Origin of the sequence: Saccharopolyspora antiqui (genome assembly GCF_052246905.1) — a bacterium.
In the GTDB taxonomy this organism is placed as follows: Bacteria; Actinomycetota; Actinomycetes; order Mycobacteriales; family Pseudonocardiaceae; genus Saccharopolyspora.
Genome location: NZ_JBQQBO010000002.1, coordinates 79,072 through 101,176, shown reverse-complemented (window position 1 = coordinate 101,176; position 22,105 = coordinate 79,072). Strand labels below are relative to the sequence as shown.

Here is a 22,105-nt window from a genome sequence, read left to right as displayed (position 1 = left end):
TCATCGGCCCCCAAAATCGAACACTTGATCGCTAGAACAGGTGATCGAATTCGGAGCTGTCGGCGGGGCACCGGATTTCGCCGCGCCGGTGCTCGTCGACAATGGCCGCATGCCGAAAGCCCGCGACCTGCAGCCGCTTCCCGTGCCTCCGGGAACCGGTGCGTTGACCGTGCTACCTGCCTTGACGCGAGCGCTGGGCGGCGACGGGCCCGCCCTGCTGCCGGTCGCCGGGGACAGGGCGGTGGAGTCCCAACGACTCATCGACGCCCTCATCGGCGGTACTGCGCTGACCGCCGATGAAGACCCCACCAACGACCCGACGGCGCTGGTCATCGCCACATCCGGCTCCACCGGCGCCCCGAAAGGCGTGCTGCTCGCGGCATCGGCGCTGCGCGCTTCCGCCGAAGCCACCCACCGCCACCTCGGCGGCCCCGGCAACTGGCTGCTCGCGATGCCCGCGCACCACGTCGCGGGCATCCAGGTCCTGGTCCGCGCCGTGCTCGCCGGAACCCGCCCGCATGCCGTCGACACGTCCGACGGTTTTCGCCCCGACCGGTTCGCCGCCGCAGCGCGGCAGGTGCTCGCCGCCGACGGCCCGCACTACACAGCCCTGGTGCCCACTCAGCTGTCCCGGCTGCTGAACGCGGGCGGCGACGGCCTGGCCGCGCTGCGGAAATTCGCCGCGGTGCTGCTCGGCGGCGCCGCCACCCCACCGGCCCTGCGGCAGCGGGCACGGGACTGCGGCGTCCGCGTGACCACGACGTACGGGATGAGCGAAACGTCGGGCGGCTGCGTTTACGACGGGCAGCCGTTGGACATCGCGAAGGTCCGCATCGACGGCTCGACCGGTCCCATCCAACTGGCCGGACCGATGTTGGCCAGGGGCTACCGGCATCAGCCGACAGCGGCGGCGTTCACCGACGGGTGGTTCCAGACCGGCGATCTGGGCTGCTGGCAGCGTGACCGGCTGGAGGTGCTGGGCCGGACCGACGACATGATCATCACCGGCGGTGTCAACGTCGCCCCGCTGTCGGTCGAACGGGTCATCACCGAACAGGCGGGGGTCCGCGAAGCGTGCGTGCTCGGCGTACCGGATCCCGAGTGGGGGCAGGCGGTGGTCGCCGCAGTCGTGCCGACCGACCCGGCCGAACCGCCGTCTCCGGATGCTCTCCGGAACGCGGTGCGCGAGCGGCTGAACGCGGCTGCGGCACCGAAGCGGATCGTCTTCCTCCCGGAGTTGCCGCTGCGTGGACCGGGAAAACCGGACCGACGCGCCTTGGCCACTCGCCTCGCAGGTTGTTGAGCCTGCGAACCCGGCCAGCCAACTGCGTTCAGAGCCGATCAGCGACGGTCCCGCACCCCGTGAGGTCGCGAGTGACGATCGCGGCACCAACGCCCCCGGACGACCCGTTCAAGTCCTGCGGGGAGGCTCCCGCCGACCGGCCGCACCGGTGCGCGAAGATTACTCACATGGCGACTGTCGCTCAATGGATCGAAGGCGCTCGCATTCGGACGTTCCCGAACGCGATCGCACCGGTACTCGCCGGAACCGGCGCGGCGGCTGGGGTGGACGGGTTCGACCCCTTGACCGCAGTACTCGCCTTGGCCGTTTCACTGCTGTTGATCATCGGCGTGAACTTCGCCAACGACTACTCCGATGGCATCCGCGGCACCGACAACGACCGGATTGGCCCGTTCCGGCTGGTCGGCTCGGGTTCGGCCCAGCCAGCCGCGGTACGCACGGCGGCCTGGACCTGCTTCGGACTGGCCGCGGTAGCGGGCCTCGTCGTGGTTGTCCTCAGTGGACATTGGTGGCTACTGGCCATCGGCGCGCTCTGCATCGCCGGGGCCTGGTACTACACCGGCGGCTCCCACCCGTACGGCTACGCGGGTCTGGGCGAGATCGCCGTGTTCATCTTCTTCGGCCTGATCGCGGTGCTCGGCACCATGTACGTGCAGTCCGACACGCTTTCCGGTTTCGGCGTCGGCGCCGCGGTCGGAGTCGGATCGCTGTCCTGCGCGGTCCTGGTGGCCAACAACCTCCGCGACATCCCATCCGATCGCGAAACCGGCAAGCGGACCCTCGCGGTGATGCTCGGCGACCGCGACACCCGCACGCTCTACGTCGCCCTGACGCTCATCCCGTTCCTGATCACGGTCCTGATCGGGTTGCGGAACTCCTGGGCGCTGCTCGGCTTCCTCGCGTTGCCGATGCTCATCGTCCCGCTGCGCGCGGTTGCGGGCGGCGGGCAGGGACGTGCGCTGATCCCGGCGCTGCGCGATACCGGCTTCGCCATGCTGGCGTGGTCGATCATCACCGGTCTCGCCCTGACCTTCGGCTAGCCGCCCGAAGGGCTCACACCACCAAGGCGGCCAGGACGTACTGCGTGACGTGCTGCGCCGTTTGGCACTGATCGGTGTCCGCTTCGCCGACCGTCACCGAAATCTGCAGCGTCGCGCCCGCCGCACCCGCGTAAACGGTGCAGTCGCCGGCGTGCAGGGTCTGGGTGCCGTGCACGGTGCCCAGATCCACCTCCTCGCGGCCGAGCGTCGCGAACCCCGCCGGTTGGGCGCCGATCAACACCGAACGCCCGCCGGAGCGCGCCTCGAAGCTGCACCCGCGCACCGGTGGATCGAAGCCGATCTCGCGCGGTTGGCCGCGTTCGACCGGGAAGGCCAACGCGCCCAACTGATCCAGCTCGACCAATCCGCACAGCTGGTCAGCTGACAGCCCGGCGAGCTGCTTGCGCTGTTCAGGAGGCACGTTCCGGATGATCGACGGTGCTGCGGACTCCGGCGCGGACTGCTCGGCCGAGCTGGACTGCGTCGACGGCTCGGCAGCAGGTGGGGCCTGGTCGCCCGGTGTGCAACCGGACACCACCCCGAGCAGCACTGCTGCGGGCAGCCAACCGCGACGCCTCACGGACACCAACCTCCCTGTGCGGACTCCGGGAGCCGCCTAGTCTGCCCGGAACTCACCGGTGGCGTGGAAGTGGTCCAGAACCGCCAGTGGCGCGCTCAGCTCCAGGCCGCGCTGCGCGACCCAGTCGTCGTCGTAGTAGGTGTGCGTGTAGCGCTCCCCGCCGTCGCAGAGCAACGTCACGATGCTGCCGGTGCATCCCTGCTGGATCAGCTCCGACACCAGGGCGAACGCACCCCACAGGTTCGTCCCGGTAGATCCTCCGACGCGCCGTCCCAGGACCCGTTCGACGCAGCGGATGGTGGCGATCGACGCCGCGTCCGGCACCTTGATCATCCGGTCGATCGCCTGCCCGATGAACGACGGTTCCACGCGCGGCCGCCCGATGCCCTCGATCAGCGAGCCGGAGTCGCTGGTGCGGGTCGGGTCGCCGTCCCGCCAGGCGTCGAAGAACACCGAGTGCTCCGGGTCCACGACGGCCAGCCTCGTGCTGTGCCGCCGGTAGCGCAGGTAGCGCCCGATCGTCGCGCAGGTACCGCCGGTGCCCGCGCCGACCACCACCCAGGTGGGCTCGACGTGCGGTTCCAGCGCCAGCTGCTCGAAGATCGATTCGGCGATGTTGTTGTTGCCCCGCCAGTCGGTGGCGCGCTCGGCATGGGTGAACTGGTCCATGAAGTGCCCGCCGAGTTCGGCGGCCAGCCGACGGGATTCGACGTAGATCGCACCTGGCTCGTCCACGAAGTGGCAGCGACCGCCCTGCCACTCGATCAGCGACACCTTCTCGCGGCTCGTCGAGCGCGGCATCACGGCGATGAACGGCAGGCCCAGCAGACGCGCGAAGTAGGCCTCGGAAACCGCCGTGGAACCCGACGAAGCCTCGATGACAGGTGTGTTTTCCGTCACCCAACCGTTGCAGATCGCGTAGAGGAACAGCGATCGGGCCAGCCGGTGCTTGAGCGAGCCAGTCGGATGTGTTGACTCATCCTTGAGATAAAGATCAATGCCCCACTGCGCAGGCAGCGGATAGCGCAGCAGATGGGTGTCCGCGCTCCGATTCGCATCGGCCTCGATGATGCGGACCGCCTCGCTGGTCCAACCTCGGGTTCTCGCGCAGGAACGGTCGATGCTGCTGCTCACCGGGCGTCCGGGGCTCGCTCGCCGCGCAACTGGGCGCGGAGCTCTTCGCGGCGGGATCGGCGCTCAGCCGACCGCTCAGCCATTCCGGCGGCGACCCGGCGGCGCAGTCCACCGAACACCAGCAGCGACAACGGCATCGCCACCACGACCGACACCGCCAGCGCGACCAGCATCGGCACGTGCGCCCCAGTGACCAGCTCCAGCACTGCGGTCAGCGCGAGCACCATCGCCAGCCTGGCGGCGGTATAGAGCGCGATGTCCCGCGCGAGGCTCGACCTCAAGCGCCCGCCCGCAGTTTCGGAGCCTTGCTGTTCCTGCACGTCATCCAGGGTAGAGCAATCGGATGAACGCCTGGCCGGGCGCCCACGGGGACGGCTCGCGCCTCGCCCGAAGCGCCGTTTTCGTCCCTTACCTTCCCTTTACCTAAACCCAAATGTTCGAGTACCTGACCATCCAAGTGCCAGGATGCGACCGGAATGCCCGAATAACCATCTCGCAACGTGGAGGTCACCTGTGACCGCGACGACCCAGCAACCTCGCCAGAACGGTCAGGAGCAGCTCCTCACCCCCGGTGAGGTCGCGGCGCTTTTCCGGGTCGATCCCAAGACCGTGACGCGGTGGGCGACCGCTGGCCGGATCGGCTCCATCCGGACTCCCGGCGGCCACCGCCGCTTCCGCGAGTCCGAGGTTCGCACCCTGCTCGCCGAACTGACCAACGACGTCAACCGGACGGTCTGAAGGAAGCCGCCCGCTCACCTCAGCTGAACAGGGTGCTCAGAACGGCTCGCGCAGCATGCCGGTAGCGGAACCTCAGACGCCGCCTCGCCCCAGGATCTCCCCTTCACCACCGGGGGGCCGCCTGGACCGGCGAGACGACGCCTGAGAAGCCGCGACGGTGCGTTGAGCGGCCCGACGATTGCTCATCTCCGCTCGATCGCTGAGGCACCCACCACCGAGGAACGAAGAACTGAAGATCGCTGGCGGTCCGCGGACGACCGCCGATCCAGGTGGCTCCTCGCCCACCCAGCGAGGCGCCACCTGGATCCGCCATCGGCAGTGCCACCTACGACTACGACATCCGCAGCTGGGATTGGCTAATCTCGAAGCGGGAGAGTTGGAGGTGGCCACGATGATCTATGTGCTGGCAGCGATCGGTGCGCTCACCATCGTCGTGCTGATGTGGAAGGCGTTCGGCCCCGACGCGGGCCGGGCTGCTCGGCGGCGCCCCCGGCAGGCGCCGATCGCGCCGGATGACGATCCGGATTTCCTGCGTCGGCTCGACGAGCAGCAGCGCAAACCCCACCCGAGGGAAGAAGACTGACCGCTGGCGGTGTGGGCGAGTTGCGCCCACACCGGCATCAGGCCTGCCGGTTGCGACCCGGCGCGTGCGGGAAGTCGTCGGCCACGATCGCAGCGAGTTCCAACAGCGCCATGCGCGTCGACGCGTCGAGCCGGTCCAACTCGACCTCGGCACCCTCCTCCAGGTGCGGGTCGAACGGAATCTTCGAGACCGCGCGGCAACGCGCCGCGAAGTGCGCCGCGAGCTTGTCCACGTCGACCTTGCCGGACGCCGGGCGCACCGAGTTGATCACCGCGACGGACCGGACCACCAGGTCGCCGTACCCGTGCGCATCCAGCCAGTCCAATGTGGCCGAAGCGCTGCGCGCCCCGTCGATCGAGCTTGACGACACGATGACCAGCGAATCCGCCAGGTCCAGCACGCCTTTCATGGCGGAGTGCATCAAACCGGTGCCGCAGTCGGTCAGCACCACGTTGTAGAAGTGCTCCAGCAGCGTGACGGTGCGCCGGTAGTCGTCTTCGCTGAACGCCTCCGACACGGCCGGGTCCTGCTCGCTGGCGAGGATCTCCAGCCGGCTGGGCCCCTGCGAGGTGTACGCGCGGACGTCGCTGTACTTGCGGATCCGGTGTGCGTCCCGCAGCAGGTGGCGGACGGTCGCGGTGGTCTCCAGCGGAATCTTCTGGCTCAGCGTGCCGCGGTCGGGGTTCGCGTCGACGGCGATCACCCGGTCGCCGCGCAGCGAGGAGAAGGTCGAGCCGAGCGTCGCGGTGGTCGTGGTCTTGCCGACACCGCCCTTGAGGCTGAGCATCGCGATCTTGTAGCAGCCCTGCAGCGGTTGGTTGACCCTGGTGATCAGCTCGCGGCGCAGCCGATCGGCTGGTCCTTCGCCGAAGTTCACCGTTTTGCCGCTGGCCAGGTAGACGGCCTTGCGCCAGCCGGTTTGGGGTGACCTCTTGCTCTGTCGGAGTAGCTGAGCGGACGAGAGGTCCTGGCCGAATGGCCGATCCCCGCTGCCTGCGGATGGAGCAGCCTGGGGATATGACGAAAACGACTGCTGCGGGCCCGGTTGCGGCCCGCCCTGCTGAAACTGCTGCCCGTATGGCTGCTGCCCTGGCGGCTGCTGCCCGGGGAACGGTTGATCCCCTGGCGCCGGGTACGGTCCGGACGGCCCGCCGGAAGCTGGTGGAAATGGTCCGGACGGCCCGCCGGAAACTGGTGGAAATGGTCCGGACGGCCCGCCGGAAACCGAGTAGGGCCCCGACTGCGCTCCGGGTACCGCGTGCGGCCCCGAAACGTTCGGTTGGTGGTGCGGGCCGGATGCCGTCGCATCGCCGTAGTACGGCCCTGCCGGGAACTGCTGCGGACCGGACCGGCTCGGGTCGGCGTACTGCGGTGGCACTGCGGCACCGGTCGGTGCACCGCCCGGGTAGTACGGCTGCGGCGCATCGCCGACCGGATACGGCCCGGAATGCGGCCCCGACTGCTCGGCCAGCGACGGGTCCACATACGACGGTGTCGGGTGCGGTGTGCTCGGATGCGGTGTGCTCGGATGCGGTTGTCCCGGCGACGTCTCCGGCTCGACGTACTGCCCTTCCGGGGGCTGCATCGCACCGTTGCCGATGGCTTGCGGCTCGGCGATCGCACCATCGGCCTGCGTCGCGGCAGCACCAGTCTCCTGCCGTGCTTCGGACTCTTCGTACTGTCCGGTCACCGTTGCCGTCCCTCCAACAATCGAGTCGGGCCCTGCCGGACCGAATCGAGATCTCCCCGCCCCAGCAAGGCACGGTAGTCCCAGATATACCCGCAAGTCACCGGGGGTGGCTGGTCGACTCCGCCACCGATCACCGCTCGCCGAGCCCGGATTGCCCAGGTGGCGGGCAGTCCGCAGGGCAGTGCGCCCGCTGCGATCGAGGTACCTCGGTGCCCCGGCGACCACCGATCATGAGCTCACAGTCCAGCGTACGAGTGAAGCCCGGCGACAACGATGTTGATGAAGAACAGGTTGAAGATCATGACTGCCAGACCGAAGATGTTGATCCACGCGGCACGAACGCCCCGCCAACCGGCGGTGGCCCGGGCGTGCAGGTAAGCGGCGTAGACGACCCACGCGATGAACGAGCAGGTCTCCTTCGGGTCCCAGCCCCAGAAGCGGCCCCAGGCCGCCTCCGCCCAGATCGCGCCCGCGACGATGGCGAACGTCCAGACCGGGAAGATGATCACGGTGGCGCGGTAGGCGATCCGGTCCAGCGCCTGGCTGGTCGGCAGCCGGGAGCCGAACTTGGCCATCTTCAGCGGGTTGTTCTCGTACCCGGAGCGCACCACGTACAGCACGCTGGCGACACCGGCGAACAGCAGGGCACCGCTGGAGATGATCGCCGCGGTCACGTGGATCACGATCCAGTAGGACTGCAGGGCTGGCTGCAGCGGCGCGGCCTGGGCGTAGAGCACCGTGCCGGACAGGAACAGCAGCACCACCACCGGCAGCATCAGGAAGCCGCCGAGCCCGCGCAGCTGCGCCGCGGTGGTGTCCCGCCGCTCGGTGCGCAACTGCCGGAACAGCACGATCAGCCACGCGATCACCGCGGCGAGGCAGATCGCCGAGCCGAACTCGTACATGTTGCCCCACGGCACCCGGCCGGTGGCAAAACCGCGCAGCAGGAGGGAGGCAGCGTGCACCAGCGCGCCGAGCACGGTCATGGAGACGGCCATACCGCCCAGCCGCTCGGCCAGCGGACGCTTCTTCGGAGTCGCCACGTGGCCGATCACACCGGTCGCGGTGGACCCGCCGCCAGCGTTGACCAGCGCCGACTCGCGTCGGTGGCCGACCGGCCCGGTCCTGCCGTAGGCGAATTCGCCGAAGTACAGCAGCATCGCGGCGATGTAGATGACCACGGAGGTCGCGTACGCCATGTCGCTGTAGGTCGACAGCGTCTCATTGACCGACATCAGCTCTTCCTTTCGCGCGCGGGTCCGGCAACCGCGCGGGACTGCGGCGCGTGGGCGACACCCGTGCCCAGCAGGTCAGCGGCCAGCTTGGTGAACTCCTCGCCATAGCCAGCCTGATCGGTGCGGGCGAGTCCGCCGACTTCGACAACGGTACGCGCGGAACCGGATTCGCCCGGTTCCGGGTTCGGCCCGACCCGGACCCACACCCGGCGGCGTTTGATGATCAGCGAAGTGCCGATGCCGAAGATGATCGCGATGGCGAAGCCGAGCACCCACGGCTGGAACGGATCATGCGAGATCTGCAGGTTGGCCCAGCGTTCGGCGCCGTCGAAGCGGACCTTGGTGCCGTCGTCGAGGGTGATCTCCTGGCCAAGGCGCAGGTTCTCGCGGGCAACCCGCTTGAGCCTGCCCTGGTCCACCATCGACTGGTCCACTCCGAAGATCGACTGGCCGCGCCCGGAGTCGAGCCCGAGATCGCCGCGCAGCACGTCCACGGCCACCGTCGGGTCCAACAAGTCCGGGAAACCGGAGCTCAGCACTGACCCGTCGAAGGCGGCGGTGGGGGCGAACAAGCCGGTGATCGCCAGTTGGTTCTGGCGACGCTGCGTCTCGTCCTGCACCCCTGGCGGATCGAACTTGGTCGCGCCCTGGGAAAGCATCGTCTGGGTGGAAACCGGCTGCCACTGCACGATTCCGGTGCGCTGCTGGCCGTCGGGGAAGGTCACCGTGAACTTCGGGGCGTATCCGTTGCCGCTGAGGTAGATGCGGTCACCCGCCGTGCGCAGCGGATGGTTGACCTGCAGCAGGTACGGGCGCCACGTGTTGGTCTGCAGGTCGTCGCCGGACTGGTACTGCGTGTCGACCCGGAAGCTCTCGACCTGCCCGGTCGGCAGGTACTTGACGTCGAAATCGTTGACGCGCACGCAGAACGGGCTGAGCTGGGTGCCGTCGACGGTCAGCCCAGCGCGGAAGGAGTCGTAGTTGTAGGTCCCGGAGTTGCAGAACTCGGAGCCGTCGGCCAGCACGATGACCTGGCCTTCGTAGCCGTACAGCTTGCCGCCCGCTACGCAGATGAGCAGACCGACCAGGGCGAAGTGGAAGACGAGGTTGCCGATTTCGCGCAGGAATCCGCGCTCGGCGCTGATCGAACGCGTGCCGCCGGCTTCGTCACGTTCGACCATCCGCCAGCCGCGCAGCCGGTTGCGGGCCGCGGCCAGCACCTCGTCGGCGGAGACGTCGAGCGTGGCCGACTCGTGGTGCGGCAGCCGGGCGAGGTTGCGCGGTGTGCGCACCGGCTTGCTGCGCCACTGCTTGTAGTACTCGTAGCAGCGCGGCAGCAGACAGCCGATCAGGGAGATGAACAGCAGAACGTAGATGGAGGCGAACCAGACCGAGCTGAAGACCTCGAACGCGCCAAGTTTGTCGAGGATCGGCGCCAGCGTCGGGTAGTCGCGGAAGTACCGGTCCACTTCGGACTGGTTCAGCGAGCGCTGCGGGATCAGCGCGCCGGGCAACGCGGCCAGCGCGAGCAGGAACAGCAGCACCAGCGCGGTGCGCATGGAAGTCAACCCGCGCCAGGTGTTGCGCAGGAACGCCAAGGTGGTGATCAGGTAGCTGCGCATCAGATCGGCGTCTCGAAACCGGCGATCGGGCCACGAAGCATCGAGATCAGCTCTCCCCACAAACCGGTGACGAGCAGCAGGCCCACCACCACCAGCAGCGCACCACCTGTGATCTGGATGGCGCGGCCCCGCCGCCGCAGCCACCCGGCGCTGCGGACGGCCCACCTCGCGCCGATGGCGAGCAGCACGAACGGCGCACCGAGCCCGAAGCAGTAGGCGACGACCAGCAGCACACCGCGGACCGCGGTGCCCGCGTCGACGTCGGTGCCCGCCGCTACCGAAATGACACCGACCAACGTCGGCCCGAGGCACGGGGTCCACCCGAGGCCGAAAACGGCGCCCAGCAGCGGTGCTCCCCACACTCCGGCGCGAGGCACGCTGTGCACCCGCACATCACGTTGCAAGGCGGGCACCAGGCCGAGGAACACCAGTCCCATCGCAACCGTGACGACCCCGCCGATGCGCTGCAAGATCAGCTCGTTGGCCAGCAGAACGTCCGACAGCCCGAGGAGGAGGAGCGCACCGGCAGCGAACACCACGCTGAATCCCGCCACGAAGAGCAGGGCTGCTCCGGCCACCCGCCAACGTCCGCGGCGGCCCTGCTCCGCCTCCGCGACGTCGATCGGCGGGGACTCGGCGCCGACGACCCCGGCCAGGTAGGCCAGGTAGCCGGGCACCAGCGGCACCACGCAGGGCGAAGCGAAGCTGATCGCCCCGGCGAGCGCTGCGACGGCCGCCGCGAACAGCAGCGGACCGGACGCGGCGAGCTCGGTGGGGTTCACGCTTCGAGGGTAGGAAAGTCAAGACCACGACCATGCACCGGGCTGGGTGAAGCGGCCCACATCGTCCCTGGTGAACGCGTCCGGCCAGGCGTGCGGCAAGACCGCCAGGGCCTTTGGTCCCGCGTTTTCGGGACCACCGGCCACCCCGCTGACCGGCCAGGAGGTGAGCATCACAGCTGAGCAGAGGAGGCGTGATGCGGCGCGGCTAACGCGGCCGCAGGCGATCGCCCCCGGCGGATCCCGAGGTCAGGACGGCATGCGCTGCCTGCCGTTCCTGACGCGGATCAACGCGGTTCGGCGGCGACCTTCTGCACCTCGGGGAGGAGATCGCTTTCCAGCACCTGCTCCAGGTAGATCGCCGCGACGCGGTGCTGCCGGTCGAGCACGATCGTCGCTGGCACGGTGGCGCGCGGGAACTGGCGCAGGGCCAGCAGGGATCGTCCCGCCGGATCGAAGATCGACGGGTAGGTCAGGTTCCGGTCGCGGTGGAAGTCGGTCGCCGCCCAGCGGGTGTCCCGCACGTTGATGCCGAGCACCTGCACGCCCTGGCTCGCGGTCTTGTCCTGCACCGCCTGCAGATCGTCGGCCTCGGCTCGGCACGGTCCGCACCACGAGCCCCAGATGTTCAGGACCACGACCTGGCCGGGGAAATTGTCCAATCCGATCTGCTCGCCCTGTTCCAGCAGGTTCTCGCCGGACAGCCCGGAGACCCGGCCACGCTCCTGCTGCGGGTAGAACAGGCGGGTCTGCCCACCGGGCGAGACGAAGGTGAACTCGTCGCCCTGCGAGACCGCGTCGTCGCCCTGGGTGGCACACCCGCCGATCAGGGCCAAGGCCGCCGCGACCAGTCCCAATCGCACCAACAGCCGTTTCATGCGCCCGTCACCTTCGGATCAGTTCCCCCGGCGGGTTCGACGTAGGCGATCCGCACCAGCGCCTCGTCGCGGAACACCAAGCTGGTCAGCGACGCCAACGAGCACTGCCGCCGACGCGGGTCGTGCCACATCGGCTTGCCCTCCAGGAAGCGGCGCAGCGTCCAGATCGGCAGCTGGTGCGAAACGCACACCGCTTCGCGACCGGCCGCCGCGACGCGGGCCCGGTGCGCCGCGCCCAGCATGCGGTGTGCGATCTCCAGGTACGGCTCGCCCCACGACGGCCGCAGCGGGTTCCACAACTTCGGCCAGTGCTTCGGCGACCGCAGCGCACCGTCCCCGACCGAGACCTTCAGCCCTTCGAAGCGGTTGTCGGCCTCGATGAGCCGGTCGTCGGTGGCGACGTCGAGCTGGCACATCGCGCTGATCGGCATGGCGGTCTGCTGCGCCCGTTGCAGTGGCGAAGCTACGACGTGGGCGATGTCACGCCCGGCCAGGAACTCGGCGACGACCTTGGCCTGCTGCTCGCCGTGGTCGGACAACCGGTAGCCCGGTAGCCGCCCGTAGAGGATCCCCTCGGGGTTGTGCACTTCACCGTGGCGCAGGAAGTGCACCACGGTCTTCTCGCCGCTCATGCGCCCGCCTCCGCGGGCTTCGCCGCGGCGGCGGCCCGAGCGGCGTGCGGCAGCGCCTCGGCGATGGTCTCGAATGCCGCCTCGTCCATCGCCGCGTTGACGAACCAGGACTCGAAGGCGCTCGGGGGCGGGTAGACACCGCGCTTGAGCAGTTCGTGGAAGAACGCGGGGAACCGCCAGACCTGCTGGGCCTGTGCGTGCTCGTAGTTGTGCACCGGGGTTTCGCTGAAGAAAACGCTGACCAGGTTCGCCGCGAACGCGATCTGGTGCGGCACGCCTTCGGCGGTCAGCGCCTTGCCGAGCAGGTCACCGAGCCGCTCGCTGTTGCGGTCCAGCGCCGCGTAGGTGTCGGCGTCGGCGACACGCAGGTTGGCCAGTCCAGCGGCCACCGCGACCGGGTTCCCGGACAACGTGCCCGCCTGGTACACCGGCCCGGACGGGGCGAGGTAGTCCATGATGTCGGCGCGACCGCCGAAGGCGGCGGCGGGCAGCCCACCGGACATCACCTTGCCGAAGGTGTAGAGATCACCCGCGACGCCGTCGATACCGAACCAACCTGCCGCGGAGGCCCGGAAACCGGTCATGACCTCGTCCATGATCAGCAATGCCCCGGCTGCGCTGGTGATCTCCCGCAGCCCAGCGTTGAAACCGGGCAGCGGCGCGACCGCGCCCATGTTGCCCGCCGCGGCTTCGGTGATCACGCACGCGATCTCCTCGCCCTGGTCGGCGAACACCTGCCGCACCGCGTCGAGGTCGTTGTAGGGCAGCACGATGGTGTCCGCTGCCTGGGCGCCGGTGACCCCCGGTGAAGTCGGCAGGCCCAGGGTCGCGACGCCGGACCCGGCGCTGGCCAGCAGCGCGTCGACGTGGCCGTGGTAGCACCCGGCGAACTTGACGATCTTGCGCCGACCGGTGAAGCCGCGGGCCAGCCGCACCGCGCTCATCGTCGCCTCGGTGCCCGAGTTGACCAACCTGACCTGCTCGACCGGCTCGACGCGATCGATGATCTCGCGGGCGAGGTCGATCTCGCCGACGCCCGGGGTGCCGAAGGAAAGGCCGTGCGAGGCAGCCTCCCGAACCGCCTGAACCACCTCCGGGTGCGCGTGCCCGTTGATCATCGGGCCCCACGACGAAACCAGGTCCACGTACCGGTTGCCGTCGGCGTCCCAGAGGTAGGCGCCTTCGCCGCGCACCATGAACCTCGGCGTACCGCCGACCGAGTGGAACGCCCGGACCGGCGAATTGACGCCGCCCGGCGTCACCGCGAGAGCGCGTTCGAACAGCTGCCGTGACCGCGGCGCCGGATCGTCGTTGGAATTCGATGCGGGGTTCGCAGAAGCTGTCACGCCCTCCAGTCTGACAGGCGCAGCCGAGCGGCTGGTCACGCCCCGTTCGCCGCCCGGCGGCGGGCCCGGGACGCCAACATCAACTGCCGGATCGCATCGAGCAGCAGCAACCCGGCCAGGGTCACCGCAGCCACCGCGCCCGCCAGCCAACTCCCGATCGACCTGGTGACGACATCCACCGCGCCCTGCGGACCGGGCAGGAAGATCGTCACCGTGCCGTGCCGCCACGACCACCAGGCCGCCAGCAGCAGCGCCACCGCCACGACCAACTCGATCCCGGCCACGGCCGCTCGCCAAGGCTGGTTCAACCCGGCGGAACCGGTCGACGAGTCGACTCCTCCTGCGGGGTCGGCAGTGAGCTCCAGCGCATCCGAAGGCCGCGGTTCGGGATTCGTCACGCACGGAAGCGTCTCACGACGGCCCGTGCACACCCCAACCCAGCCGCACGTCCAACCCATCCGACGCCAAACCTGCTCACACGGGACCCGGCCGGATCATCGCCAGATCTCGTTGCGCTGGTCGAGGACCCTGGTCAGCCGATCAGTTGCTTGAACGTGCTCGACGGCATCGGGTGACAGATACGCCAACAGGCGATAACCGCGGAGGCGGTAGTTCGCCAGGTCGAGGTAGAAGATCGGCTCGTGATGCATGATCCTGTTGCGGAAGTTCCGCATCTTGTAGAAGTCGTCGTGCAACCCGGCGCGTGGCCCCTTGTAGTGCGGAAACGCCTTGTACAGCACCGGAACCCAGAACCTGCGGTCATTTCGTTTGTGCAGTAGTGCGACCCAGAATCCGAACGTGAGTCTGGCGACGACGTCATCCGCGGTCCGCTGCCGCGGCATGGCGTCATCGAACACGTTCTCGATCTTCCGCCGATCGTGCTTGTCCAACGGCGCCGCCGCCCACCAGTCCGGCCTGCCGTACATGTCGCGCAGCCGTTCGTTCAGCGCGTTTCGCAACCCGACTTCGAGCCAGTGCAGCGAGTGGTAGAAGGCAGCCGAGACGTCGATGTTCCACTGGTAAAGCCGGATGGCCACATCGATGTCCCCGTCAGCGGCCTTCCGGTACCGTTCGAATCTCGGCGCCGAAAGCGCATTGCGCACCCAGTCCGGTAGTGCCGCGTTCATGAAACCCCTTGTCGGCTAGCTCAGCTGAACGTTGTGGTATTCTTTTCGTCGGACGCCCCGGGTCCGCCTCTGCTTCGGCATGCCGCCCGGGGCACTTTGCTGTCCGGAGCCACTAACATCCGGCGGCGGGGATCATTCAAGCGCACCACGCTGAGCCAGCTCGCTTAATTCGATCAGGTGTTCGTAGGCACGAAGGTGTGGTTACCGCTCCACCAGGCGGGTCAGAGCTCTGGTCAGCGCCTCGGGGTCTTTCGCCCAGGCCAGGACCACTTCGTCGGCCTCGACTCGCAGCGGCACCTCGCCGGTGCCCTTGGGAACCGTCCAGCTGCCGCCCAGCACCCGCGCCCCCACCGGCGCTCCCACCTCGGTGACCGCGGTGATGCGGCTGACCGCGAGTTCTTCGCGTCCCTGCACCAGTTCCGTCGGGGTGAGCCGCACCGAGACCAGTCGGCGGCGGCCGTAGACCCAGGTCGCCGCGACGACCGCCAGCGCACCGCCGATCAGCAGCCACATCACCGTGTTCACCGGGCCGGGCGTCAACGCCTCGACGCCGAGCCCGAGCAGCGCGAACACCGGCCCCCACAGCACCGGCCACCAGCTGCTGCCGCGCTCCGAGTACAGCACCGGATCAGTCATGCTCACCCGTCAGCCATTCCGTGCTCGGCCGTCGCCACATGAGCACCGCCGCGACCACCCCGAAGATCAACAAGATCAGGTTCGTGCTGAACACCGCCCCGGTGCCCAGCAGCATCACCAGGTGCACCGCCGCGAACACCGAAAGCAGGATCCGCGCCCAGGGGCGCCGCTTGAACAGCATCGCCCCCAGCAGCAGGTAGGCGCCCGCGAGGGCGACGGCGAACCCGGTGTTCACCAGCAGCAGTTGCTCCGCGCGGGCGACCGCGTCGGCCGCCGTCGCCCGCTGCTCCTCGATCAGCTGCCCCGGCAGGGCGGCGCGCCCGACCCACATCAACGCCGTCTGCAGCACCAGGACGAACGCCACCACCCACCACAGGACGATGGCGTAGCGCAGCGGTCGCGGGGATTCCATCAGTGCCGGTTCGCCGCCTGGAAGTACCAGTTGGACGGTTTCAGGAACACCAGTGTGACGAACGCGGCCATCGCCAACAGGCTCAGTCCGGACTGCGCGTAGGACATCGCGTAGTACGAGCCGGGCAGCTCCAGGTCGCCCAGCGAGCCGGAAGTGGTCAGGGTGCCGCCCTGGATCAGGCCGATGACACCGGAAAGCGCCCAAACGCAGGCGAAGACCGTGAGCGTGATCCGCGCCCAGTTCCGGCCGACCCGCATCTTGAAGCCGAACAGGATCCACAACGCGGTCAGGATCAGGTAGATGACTGTGAGCACGATGAACATGATCAGCAGGACACCGTTCACGACGGACGAGATCTGCTCGTCGATGTCCGTCGAATCGCTGCCCGAACTGACCATCGAGTCGTTCACGTAGCCCTGCAGCATCAGGTAGCTCACCACCGAGAGCACCGTCGCGATCAGCGGAATCACCACCGCGATCCAGAATGCGACCTCGACGGTCATCGGCCGCGGCAGCACACCGATTTCCTGCGCCGACACCGGCGGTGCCGCGAACGGATTCTGCTGCGGGTGCGGCTGGTATCCACCCTGCGGGTACTGCTGCGGAAAACCGCCGGAAGGAGTCCCGCCCGGCGGGTACCCACCTTGTTGCCAAGGATTTTGTGGCGAAGTCACGGGGCAAACAGTATGAACAGGGCTGACCTGCTGTCCACTTGGTTGGCGAAAGTCATCGGCCCCGCATGAACTTGAAGTAGTCGTTCGACGGTTTCAGGAACACCAGGATCAGGAAGAGCACCGTCGCGACCAGTACCAGCAACATCTCCACAACGCCGATGAGCAGCGTCGGGAAGCGGACGATCAGGCTCAGATCAGCGCCGGTGCTCACGAAGAACATGACGATCGAATAGAGGTCGTAGAGCAGCCAGAGCGCCGCCAGGATCGCCAGCGTGGTCCGCGCCCAGCCGCGACCGGCCCGCATCCGCAGCGCGAACACCACCCACAGCGCGGCGAGCACCACGGACGACAGGGTGAAGAAGGTGTTCCAGGCGACGACACCCCACGCGTCGTCCAGGGCATCGCCGATCTGGACGAACATGATCACGAAGCTGATGAGGCTCAACACCGCGGCGAGGATCGGCGCCACGATGCCGAGCAGGCTCGCGAATGCCACGGTGCCGGGCGGCGGTGGCTTCGGGCCGCCGGGCGGTGGCGGATAGCCGCTGGCGAAAGCCGGTTGCGGCGCGAACTGGTGCGGATTCGGGCCGTGCTGCCAAGGGTTTTGCGGCGACGTCACCCGCCGACCGTAGTACAACCGCACCGCCGCGAGTGGGCTCTTGAGACCGTCTTCGCGCTCGTTTTGCGTGGCGGTGCGGGTAGCAGAACTTCAGAAGCCGCCTCGACCGCACCGGCAGCGGGCGGACTCATCCACGCCGAGCGAGTTGGAAGTACTGGTTCGACGGTGCGAGATAAGCGAAAACCAAGGTCGCCCCCACCGCCAGCAGTTGCAGCACGGCGAGCAGTGCGGTGGTGCTGCCGCCCGTGGAACCACCGGCCACCGACGGGATGGTGAGCAGGAACCACAGCGCGCCGACGACCGTGATCACGATGCGCGCCCAGTTCCGCCCCCGGCGCATGAAGAACAGGAACATGATCCACAACGCGGCCACGACGGCGACGATCGCGGTCATCACCGCCAGCACCACGAGGTAGATGCCGCGTGCCTGTTCCAGGGTGATCTGCTGGCCCTGGATCGCGGTCTCCTGCAGCACCAGCTGCAGGTCGGCATCGGAGATCAGCAGGTACGCCGATGCCAGCATCGCGAAGCCCACCACCACGCTGGCGATGCCCGCCCAGAACGAGTAGTTGATCGTGTTCGGCCACCACGGACCGGCCGGTTCGCGCTCAGGTACCTGCGGAGGCGTCACATGTCCAGATTAGGAACCGCCCCGTACCGCTGTCCAGGCACTATGACCAACCGTTACCAACCGGCCTCGGCGGGTGACCGGGTCGGCGCCGGTTCCGCGCCGCCCGGAAGAACAGGTTGGACTCCGGGCGGTACATGAACACGATCGCGGCGACCTCGACGACCATCACGAGCAACGCGAACACGGCGTCCATGCCGGTGATGGCCACTCCGCTGAGCTCGCGGACCACCGCGGGGCCGACGACCGACACCATGAGCACCGTGATCAGCGCGTTGAACACCCCGAACCCGCCGAAGACGGTGAGCACGACGCGAGCCCAGTTGCGGCCTTCCAGCATCCGCTTGGCCAGCAGCAGGTAGACCATCAGGATCATCGCTTTGAGCAGGAACGTGAACATGATCCCGCTGTTGGCCGCGGCGTCCAGGTCCTGCTGGCTCATCTGCGGTTGCAGCTGGCGCAACTCGGCGATCAGCCGCGGCCGGTCGACGAACTGGATGAAGGCCTGCACGACGCCGATCAGCACCGCACCGATCCAAAGCCACCGCGCCAGCAGCAACGACTGCGGCACCGTCGGCTCCTGTTCCGGTACCGGTCGACCGAATGCGTCCACCTGCCGCCCCAATTCGGTCATGCCCGCGCGTCCTGCAGCCACTGCGCGGCTTCGACCGCCCAGTAGGTCAAGACGATGTCCGCGCCGGCCCGTCGGATCGAGGTCAGGGTCTCCAGCACGGCGCGCTGCCGGTCCAGCCAGCCGCTGGCGACCGCGGCCTCGATCATCGAGTACTCCCCGGAAACCTGGTAGGCGGCCACCGGCACGTCGGCCACTCCCGCGATGTCGCGCAGCACGTCCAAATAGGACATAGCCGGTTTGACCATCACCAGGTCGGCACCCTCAGCCAGGTCCAGGTCGGCCTCGCGCAGCGCTTCTCGTCCGTTGGCCGGGTCCTGCTGGTAGGTCTTGCGGTCGCCCTTGAGCTGCGAGTCGATCGCGTCGCGGAACGGGCCGTAGAACGCCGAGGCGTACTTCGCCGAGAAGGCGACGATCGAGGTGTCGGCGAAGCCGGTCGCGTCCAGCGAATCGCGGATCACGCCGACCTGGCCGTCCATCATGCCGCTGGGGCCTACCACGTGCGCCCCGGATTGGGCCTGCACCACGGCCATCTCACCGTAGATCTGCAGGGTGCGGTCGTTGTCCACGTTGCCGTCGTCGTCCAGCACGCCGCAGTGCCCGTGGTCGGTGAACTCGTCCAGGCACAGGTCGGCCATCAGCACGGTGTCGTCACCGAGTTCGGTGGACAGGTCGCGCAGCGCGACGTTGAGGATGCCGTCGGGGTCGATCGCGCCGGATCCCACCGCGTCCCGCTTCGCGGGCACGCCGAAGAGCATCAGGCCGCCGATCCCGGCGCTGACCGCATCGACCGCGGCCTTGCGCAGGGAATCCCGGCTGTGCTGCACGACGCCCGGCATCGAGGGAATCGGTACCGGCTCGCTCACGCCCTCGCGAACGAACATCGGCAGCACCAGGTGCCGCGGCTCCACGGAAGTCTCGGACACCAGACGGCGCATGGCGGCGTTGCGCCGCAGACGACGCGGACGGTGCGAGGGATACATAACAGCGGCTCCCCAAGCGGGCTGGGCGCGGTGACAACACGAGCCTAACGACCCCGGGCAGCCGGTGGGCCGAGGGCGTCAGGTCGGTGCCCGGCCGCGACCCGCTGGGGCGGGCGAGGCGGCCTGCGCCGGATGCCGTCGATCACCGCAGAGCTTGTCGCGGATCGGCGAAGGCGAGGCGGAATCCGAGGTTCCCGGCACCCGAAACGAGTTCAACGACAGGCTCGCAGCCTTTACCCGAACGTAATGGCGGGGTCTGGCCGGAGACCGGGTGAACCAATTAGAGTCAGCGCATTCAATTCTTCTCACTGTGAGAGTAATTGTGGCCGACACTTCCCTTCCCCGCCTGTCCAACCGGAGCACCGTCCTGGCGGCGCTGCTGTCCGGCCATGAGATGGATCGCCAGCAGCTGATCCGTGACACCGGCCTGAGCAGGGCCACGGTGTTCCGCATCGTCGACGACCTCATGTCCGGCCAACTGGTCCACGAACGCCGCCGCATCTTCCGCGAGGGCCGCGGGCGCAACTCCACGGCCGTCGGGTTCAACGGCCGCTCCGCGGTGGTGTGCGGCGTGGACCTCGGCGGCACCCACTGCCGCGTCCTCGTCTCCGACGCGCTGGGCCGACCGCTGATCCGCAGCCGGGACGCCACCCCGAGGCAGCTGTCGGCCGAGGAGCTGGCCCGATGGGTCTCCGAACGCATCAGCGGGCTGGTGCGCGACCACGGTGCGGGCATCCCGCTGCACGCGGTGACGATCGGCCTGCCCGGCGCCGTCGCCGACGACAGCCGGACCGTGGTCGGCTCGCACAACCTCGGGCAGATCCAGGGAACCGCCTTCATCGAGGAGGTCTCGCGGCTGCTGCGGGTGCCGACCATCATCGCCAACGATTCGAACCTGGCCCTGCTCGGTGAGCGCCAGTACGGCTCGCTGCCCGAGTCGGAGACCGCGGTGCTGTTGAGCATGGGCACCGGCCTGGGGGTCGCCATCTCGATCAACGGCCAGATCCTCACCGGCGCGGGCGGACTGCTCGGCGAGTTCGGCCGGTTGCGACTTCCGGGCCGGGCGCACCGGCTGCGGGACCTCATCTCCGGAGCCGGTCTCGCCGCGTACGCGCGGGATCGGGGCATCACCGTGGAATCCACCTCGTCGCTGTTCGCCGACCGCGAGAAGTACGGTGCGCTGCTGCGCGAGGTCGACGAGGCGATGAACCACCTGGTGTCCATCGTCGCGCTCGCCTACGAACCGCAGACCGTGGTGCTCACCGGTGGTTTCTCCGATTCCTTCACCACGGAAGCGCTGCACCGCATCAGCGACGAGGTCGCCGCGACGGTCGGCGTTCGCAGCGTCATCAAGAAGTCCGACCTCGGCGATTCGGCCGGGCTGCTCGGGGCGATGGCCTCCTCGCTGTCGCGCCTGTACACGTCCTTCGGGGTCAGTCCGGAACATCTCGCCTCGATCGACGTCGACCGAGAACAGATCCTCAGCCAGCTCGAATGCTGCGCAATCGACGAACCGAAGGAGCGAAAGGTATGAGCCGAACACGATCGCGTTTCGCGCTCGCCGCACTGTCGGTCGCGGCCCTCGCGTTGAGCGGGTGCGGTGGCGCTGGTTCCAGCGGCGAATCGGACAACACGCTCACGATCTGGATGATGACCGGCGGCCCCGGCGACAGCCCGCTCATCCAGGACGTCAACGCCGAGTTCGCCAAGCAGCACCCCGGCGTCCAGGTGCACGTCGAGATCCAGCAGTGGGACAACATCGTCACCAAGCTGACCACGGCGCTGGCCACCAACAACCCACCCGACATCGTCGAGATGGGCAACACCCAGACCCCGCTGCAGACCTACTCGGGCGGGCTGGCCGAACTCACCGCCGACCGGAACTCCTTCGAGGACTCGGCGAACTGGCTGGCCGGGCTGGCCAAACCGTCGGAGTACGACGGGAAGCTGTACGCGACGCCGTTGTACGGCGGCACCAAAGTCGTGATGTACAACAAGGATCTGTTCGCGGCCGCCGGTATCACCGAAACACCGAAGACCATCGACGAGCTCGAAGCGGACTGCCGACTGCTCGCGGCGAAGAACTCGGCGGTGCCCAACTTCTCCGGCTTCTACATGCCCGGCGAGTACTGGTTCGCCGGAGTGCCGTTCCTCTTCGGCAAGGGCGCGAACGTGGCGACGTCCTCCGGCGGCAAGTGGACCGCGACGATGAGCGACCCCAAATCCGTCGAAGGTCTGCAGGCCTGGAAGAACTTCCAGAACACCTGCTCCACCCCGTCGTCGGTCGGTGTCGACCCCACCGACCCGGACCAGACGCAGATCTTCGCCGACGGCAAGGCCGCGATGCTCTACGTCAAGGCCTGGGAACCGGCCAGCGTCCTGGAGAAGAACCCCGCGCTGGCCGACAAGATCGGTTTCTTCGCGATGCCCGGGTTCACCCCGGACGCGACGCTGCCGGTCATCGTCTCCGGTTCCACGATCGGCATCGCCACCAACAGCCCGGACCAGGCGCTGGCCAAGGACTGGCTGCGGATCATCACCTCGAAGCCGTTCCAGCAGAAGATGGCGCAACAGCTGAACCTGCTGCCGATCGTCCCCGGCTTCATCCCCGCCGATGGCATCCCGGCGCAGCTCACCGTCGCCGCGCAGGCCAGCCAGCACAGCTCCCCGCTGCCGAACAGCCCGGGCGAGGCGACGTTGGAGAACGAGCGCTACAACGAGCAGTTCTTCTCGAAGATCGCCGGCGGCGCGGACATCGCCCAGTCGGCTGCCGAGTACGACAAGCACGCCACCGACGTGTTCAACAAGCAGGGCGACTGAGCCCGATGAACCCCG

At 68.4% G+C, this 22,105-nt stretch carries 25 protein-coding genes; 6 read left to right on the top strand and 19 right to left on the bottom strand.

Going from position 1 to position 22,105, the window contains the following annotated elements; all coding sequences use genetic code 11:
* Positions 1 to 109 precede the first annotated feature (109 nt).
* Positions 110 to 1,303, top strand: a complete 1,194-nt coding sequence (gene menE / locus ACTWQN_RS04925; RefSeq protein WP_443202496.1) for an o-succinylbenzoate--CoA ligase — start codon at positions 110 to 112, stop codon at positions 1,301 to 1,303.
* 167 nt (positions 1,304 to 1,470) lie between these two features.
* Positions 1,471 to 2,343 carry a 1,4-dihydroxy-2-naphthoate polyprenyltransferase gene (locus ACTWQN_RS04920; RefSeq protein ID WP_443202118.1) on the top strand — a complete coding sequence of 291 codons (873 nt, stop codon included), beginning with the start codon at positions 1,471 to 1,473 and terminating at the stop codon, positions 2,341 to 2,343.
* Positions 2,344 to 2,356: 13 nt separating this feature from the next.
* Here ACTWQN_RS04920 and ACTWQN_RS04915 read toward each other — a convergent pair whose 3' ends face one another.
* Genes ACTWQN_RS04915 through ACTWQN_RS04905 form a run of 3 tightly spaced genes read right to left on the bottom strand, consistent with a single transcriptional unit; the run spans position 2,357 to position 4,377 of the window.
* Complete coding sequence (locus tag ACTWQN_RS04915) at positions 2,357 to 2,929, bottom strand: DUF3558 family protein (protein WP_443202117.1); 573 nt, start codon at positions 2,927 to 2,929, stop codon at positions 2,357 to 2,359.
* 30 nt (positions 2,930 to 2,959) lie between these two features.
* The gene (cds1, locus tag ACTWQN_RS04910; protein WP_443202116.1) at positions 2,960 to 4,057 is read right to left on the bottom strand and encodes an L-cysteine desulfhydrase Cds1; all 1,098 of its coding nucleotides are present in this window, start codon (positions 4,055 to 4,057) and stop codon (positions 2,960 to 2,962) included.
* Positions 4,054 to 4,377: a DUF4229 domain-containing protein gene (locus ACTWQN_RS04905; RefSeq protein ID WP_443202115.1), complete on the bottom strand. Its 324-nt coding sequence runs from the start codon at positions 4,375 to 4,377 to the stop codon at positions 4,054 to 4,056. Before ACTWQN_RS04905 ends, cds1 begins: the two co-directional genes overlap by 4 nt.
* Before the next feature lie 193 nt (positions 4,378 to 4,570).
* On the opposite strand from ACTWQN_RS04905, the gene ACTWQN_RS04900 reads away from it, so the two are divergent.
* Positions 4,571 to 4,795: a BldC family transcriptional regulator gene (locus ACTWQN_RS04900; RefSeq protein WP_443202114.1), complete on the top strand. Its 225-nt coding sequence runs from the start codon at positions 4,571 to 4,573 to the stop codon at positions 4,793 to 4,795.
* Between the two features lie 391 nt (positions 4,796 to 5,186).
* A complete protein-coding gene (locus tag ACTWQN_RS04895; RefSeq protein WP_443202113.1) occupies positions 5,187 to 5,378 on the top strand; it encodes a hypothetical protein in 192 nt (63 codons plus the stop codon).
* 37 nt (positions 5,379 to 5,415) lie between these two features.
* Here the strand turns inward: ACTWQN_RS04895 and ACTWQN_RS04890 are convergent, their stop codons facing one another.
* From ACTWQN_RS04890 to hemB, 16 genes are all read right to left on the bottom strand, one after another.
* On the bottom strand, positions 5,416 to 7,068 hold the full coding sequence (locus tag ACTWQN_RS04890) for an AAA family ATPase (protein ID WP_443202112.1): 1,653 nt from the start codon (positions 7,066 to 7,068) through the stop codon (positions 5,416 to 5,418).
* Between the two features lie 236 nt (positions 7,069 to 7,304).
* The gene (gene ccsB, locus ACTWQN_RS04885) at positions 7,305 to 8,303 is read right to left on the bottom strand and encodes a c-type cytochrome biogenesis protein CcsB (protein ID WP_443202111.1); all 999 of its coding nucleotides are present in this window, start codon (positions 8,301 to 8,303) and stop codon (positions 7,305 to 7,307) included.
* The gene (gene resB, locus ACTWQN_RS04880) at positions 8,303 to 9,925 is read right to left on the bottom strand and encodes a cytochrome c biogenesis protein ResB (protein WP_443202110.1); all 1,623 of its coding nucleotides are present in this window, start codon (positions 9,923 to 9,925) and stop codon (positions 8,303 to 8,305) included. Before resB ends, ccsB begins: the two co-directional genes overlap by 1 nt.
* Complete coding sequence (locus ACTWQN_RS04875; protein WP_443202109.1) at positions 9,925 to 10,707, bottom strand: cytochrome c biogenesis CcdA family protein; 783 nt, start codon at positions 10,705 to 10,707, stop codon at positions 9,925 to 9,927. Before ACTWQN_RS04875 ends, resB begins: the two co-directional genes overlap by 1 nt.
* Before the next feature lie 284 nt (positions 10,708 to 10,991).
* Positions 10,992 to 11,582: a TlpA disulfide reductase family protein gene (locus ACTWQN_RS04870; protein ID WP_443202108.1), complete on the bottom strand. Its 591-nt coding sequence runs from the start codon at positions 11,580 to 11,582 to the stop codon at positions 10,992 to 10,994.
* Positions 11,579 to 12,214: a histidine phosphatase family protein gene (locus tag ACTWQN_RS04865; protein ID WP_443202107.1), complete on the bottom strand. Its 636-nt coding sequence runs from the start codon at positions 12,212 to 12,214 to the stop codon at positions 11,579 to 11,581. The genes ACTWQN_RS04870 and ACTWQN_RS04865 overlap by 4 nt, the downstream gene beginning before the upstream one ends.
* Positions 12,211 to 13,560: a glutamate-1-semialdehyde 2,1-aminomutase gene (hemL, locus tag ACTWQN_RS04860; RefSeq protein ID WP_443202106.1), complete on the bottom strand. Its 1,350-nt coding sequence runs from the start codon at positions 13,558 to 13,560 to the stop codon at positions 12,211 to 12,213. The genes ACTWQN_RS04865 and hemL overlap by 4 nt, the downstream gene beginning before the upstream one ends.
* A 35-nt stretch (positions 13,561 to 13,595) precedes the next feature.
* Positions 13,596 to 13,958: a hypothetical protein gene (locus ACTWQN_RS04855; protein ID WP_443202105.1), complete on the bottom strand. Its 363-nt coding sequence runs from the start codon at positions 13,956 to 13,958 to the stop codon at positions 13,596 to 13,598.
* Positions 13,959 to 14,054: 96 nt separating this feature from the next.
* Positions 14,055 to 14,687, bottom strand: a complete 633-nt coding sequence (locus ACTWQN_RS04850) for a hypothetical protein (protein ID WP_443202104.1) — start codon at positions 14,685 to 14,687, stop codon at positions 14,055 to 14,057.
* 201 nt (positions 14,688 to 14,888) lie between these two features.
* A complete protein-coding gene (mce1N, locus tag ACTWQN_RS04845; RefSeq protein ID WP_443202103.1) occupies positions 14,889 to 15,323 on the bottom strand; it encodes a transport-regulating membrane protein Mce1N in 435 nt (144 codons plus the stop codon).
* Positions 15,316 to 15,735 carry a hypothetical protein gene (locus ACTWQN_RS04840; protein WP_443202102.1) on the bottom strand — a complete coding sequence of 140 codons (420 nt, stop codon included), beginning with the start codon at positions 15,733 to 15,735 and terminating at the stop codon, positions 15,316 to 15,318. Before ACTWQN_RS04840 ends, mce1N begins: the two co-directional genes overlap by 8 nt.
* Positions 15,735 to 16,409: a hypothetical protein gene (locus ACTWQN_RS04835; protein WP_443202101.1), complete on the bottom strand. Its 675-nt coding sequence runs from the start codon at positions 16,407 to 16,409 to the stop codon at positions 15,735 to 15,737. The genes ACTWQN_RS04840 and ACTWQN_RS04835 overlap by 1 nt, the downstream gene beginning before the upstream one ends.
* Before the next feature lie 52 nt (positions 16,410 to 16,461).
* A complete protein-coding gene (locus tag ACTWQN_RS04830) occupies positions 16,462 to 17,028 on the bottom strand; it encodes a hypothetical protein (RefSeq protein WP_443202100.1) in 567 nt (188 codons plus the stop codon).
* 127 nt (positions 17,029 to 17,155) lie between these two features.
* Positions 17,156 to 17,659 carry a hypothetical protein gene (locus ACTWQN_RS04825; RefSeq protein WP_443202099.1) on the bottom strand — a complete coding sequence of 168 codons (504 nt, stop codon included), beginning with the start codon at positions 17,657 to 17,659 and terminating at the stop codon, positions 17,156 to 17,158.
* Positions 17,660 to 17,699: 40 nt separating this feature from the next.
* Entirely contained in the window at positions 17,700 to 18,290 is a 591-nt protein-coding gene (locus ACTWQN_RS04820; protein ID WP_443202098.1) for a hypothetical protein, read from the bottom strand.
* Positions 18,287 to 19,270, bottom strand: coding sequence for a porphobilinogen synthase (hemB, locus tag ACTWQN_RS04815; protein WP_443202097.1), 984 nt, complete (start codon positions 19,268 to 19,270; stop codon positions 18,287 to 18,289). The genes ACTWQN_RS04820 and hemB overlap by 4 nt, the downstream gene beginning before the upstream one ends.
* A gap of 322 nt (positions 19,271 to 19,592) precedes the next feature.
* Between hemB and ACTWQN_RS04810 the strand changes: the two genes are divergently transcribed.
* Both ACTWQN_RS04810 and ACTWQN_RS04805 read left to right on the top strand, forming a co-directional pair.
* Entirely contained in the window at positions 19,593 to 20,804 is a 1,212-nt protein-coding gene (locus ACTWQN_RS04810) for an ROK family transcriptional regulator (protein ID WP_443202096.1), read from the top strand.
* Entirely contained in the window at positions 20,801 to 22,090 is a 1,290-nt protein-coding gene (locus ACTWQN_RS04805; RefSeq protein ID WP_443202095.1) for an extracellular solute-binding protein, read from the top strand. The genes ACTWQN_RS04810 and ACTWQN_RS04805 overlap by 4 nt, the downstream gene beginning before the upstream one ends.
* The last annotated feature ends 15 nt before the right edge of the window (positions 22,091 to 22,105 follow it).

Excerpts from the sequence above, each read along its gene's own strand:
- menE (WP_443202496.1), top strand. The coding sequence starts at position 110 with ATGCCGAAAGCCCGCGACCTGCAGCCGCTTCCCGTGCCTCCGGGAACC.
- ACTWQN_RS04920 (WP_443202118.1), top strand. The coding sequence starts at position 1,471 with ATGGCGACTGTCGCTCAATGGATCGAAGGCGCTCGCATTCGGACGTTC.
- ACTWQN_RS04895 (WP_443202113.1), top strand. The coding sequence starts at position 5,187 with ATGATCTATGTGCTGGCAGCGATCGGTGCGCTCACCATCGTCGTGCTG.
- ccsB (WP_443202111.1), bottom strand. The coding sequence starts at position 8,303 with ATGTCGGTCAATGAGACGCTGTCGACCTACAGCGACATGGCGTACGCG.
- resB (WP_443202110.1), bottom strand. The coding sequence starts at position 9,925 with ATGCGCAGCTACCTGATCACCACCTTGGCGTTCCTGCGCAACACCTGG.
- ACTWQN_RS04870 (WP_443202108.1), bottom strand. The coding sequence starts at position 11,582 with ATGAAACGGCTGTTGGTGCGATTGGGACTGGTCGCGGCGGCCTTGGCC.
- ACTWQN_RS04865 (WP_443202107.1), bottom strand. The coding sequence starts at position 12,214 with ATGAGCGGCGAGAAGACCGTGGTGCACTTCCTGCGCCACGGTGAAGTG.
- ACTWQN_RS04850 (WP_443202104.1), bottom strand. The coding sequence starts at position 14,687 with ATGAACGCGGCACTACCGGACTGGGTGCGCAATGCGCTTTCGGCGCCG.
- mce1N (WP_443202103.1), bottom strand. The coding sequence starts at position 15,323 with ATGACTGATCCGGTGCTGTACTCGGAGCGCGGCAGCAGCTGGTGGCCG.
- ACTWQN_RS04840 (WP_443202102.1), bottom strand. The coding sequence starts at position 15,735 with ATGGAATCCCCGCGACCGCTGCGCTACGCCATCGTCCTGTGGTGGGTG.
- ACTWQN_RS04820 (WP_443202098.1), bottom strand. The coding sequence starts at position 18,290 with ATGACCGAATTGGGGCGGCAGGTGGACGCATTCGGTCGACCGGTACCG.
- hemB (WP_443202097.1), bottom strand. The coding sequence starts at position 19,270 with ATGTATCCCTCGCACCGTCCGCGTCGTCTGCGGCGCAACGCCGCCATG.
- ACTWQN_RS04805 (WP_443202095.1), top strand. The coding sequence starts at position 20,801 with ATGAGCCGAACACGATCGCGTTTCGCGCTCGCCGCACTGTCGGTCGCG.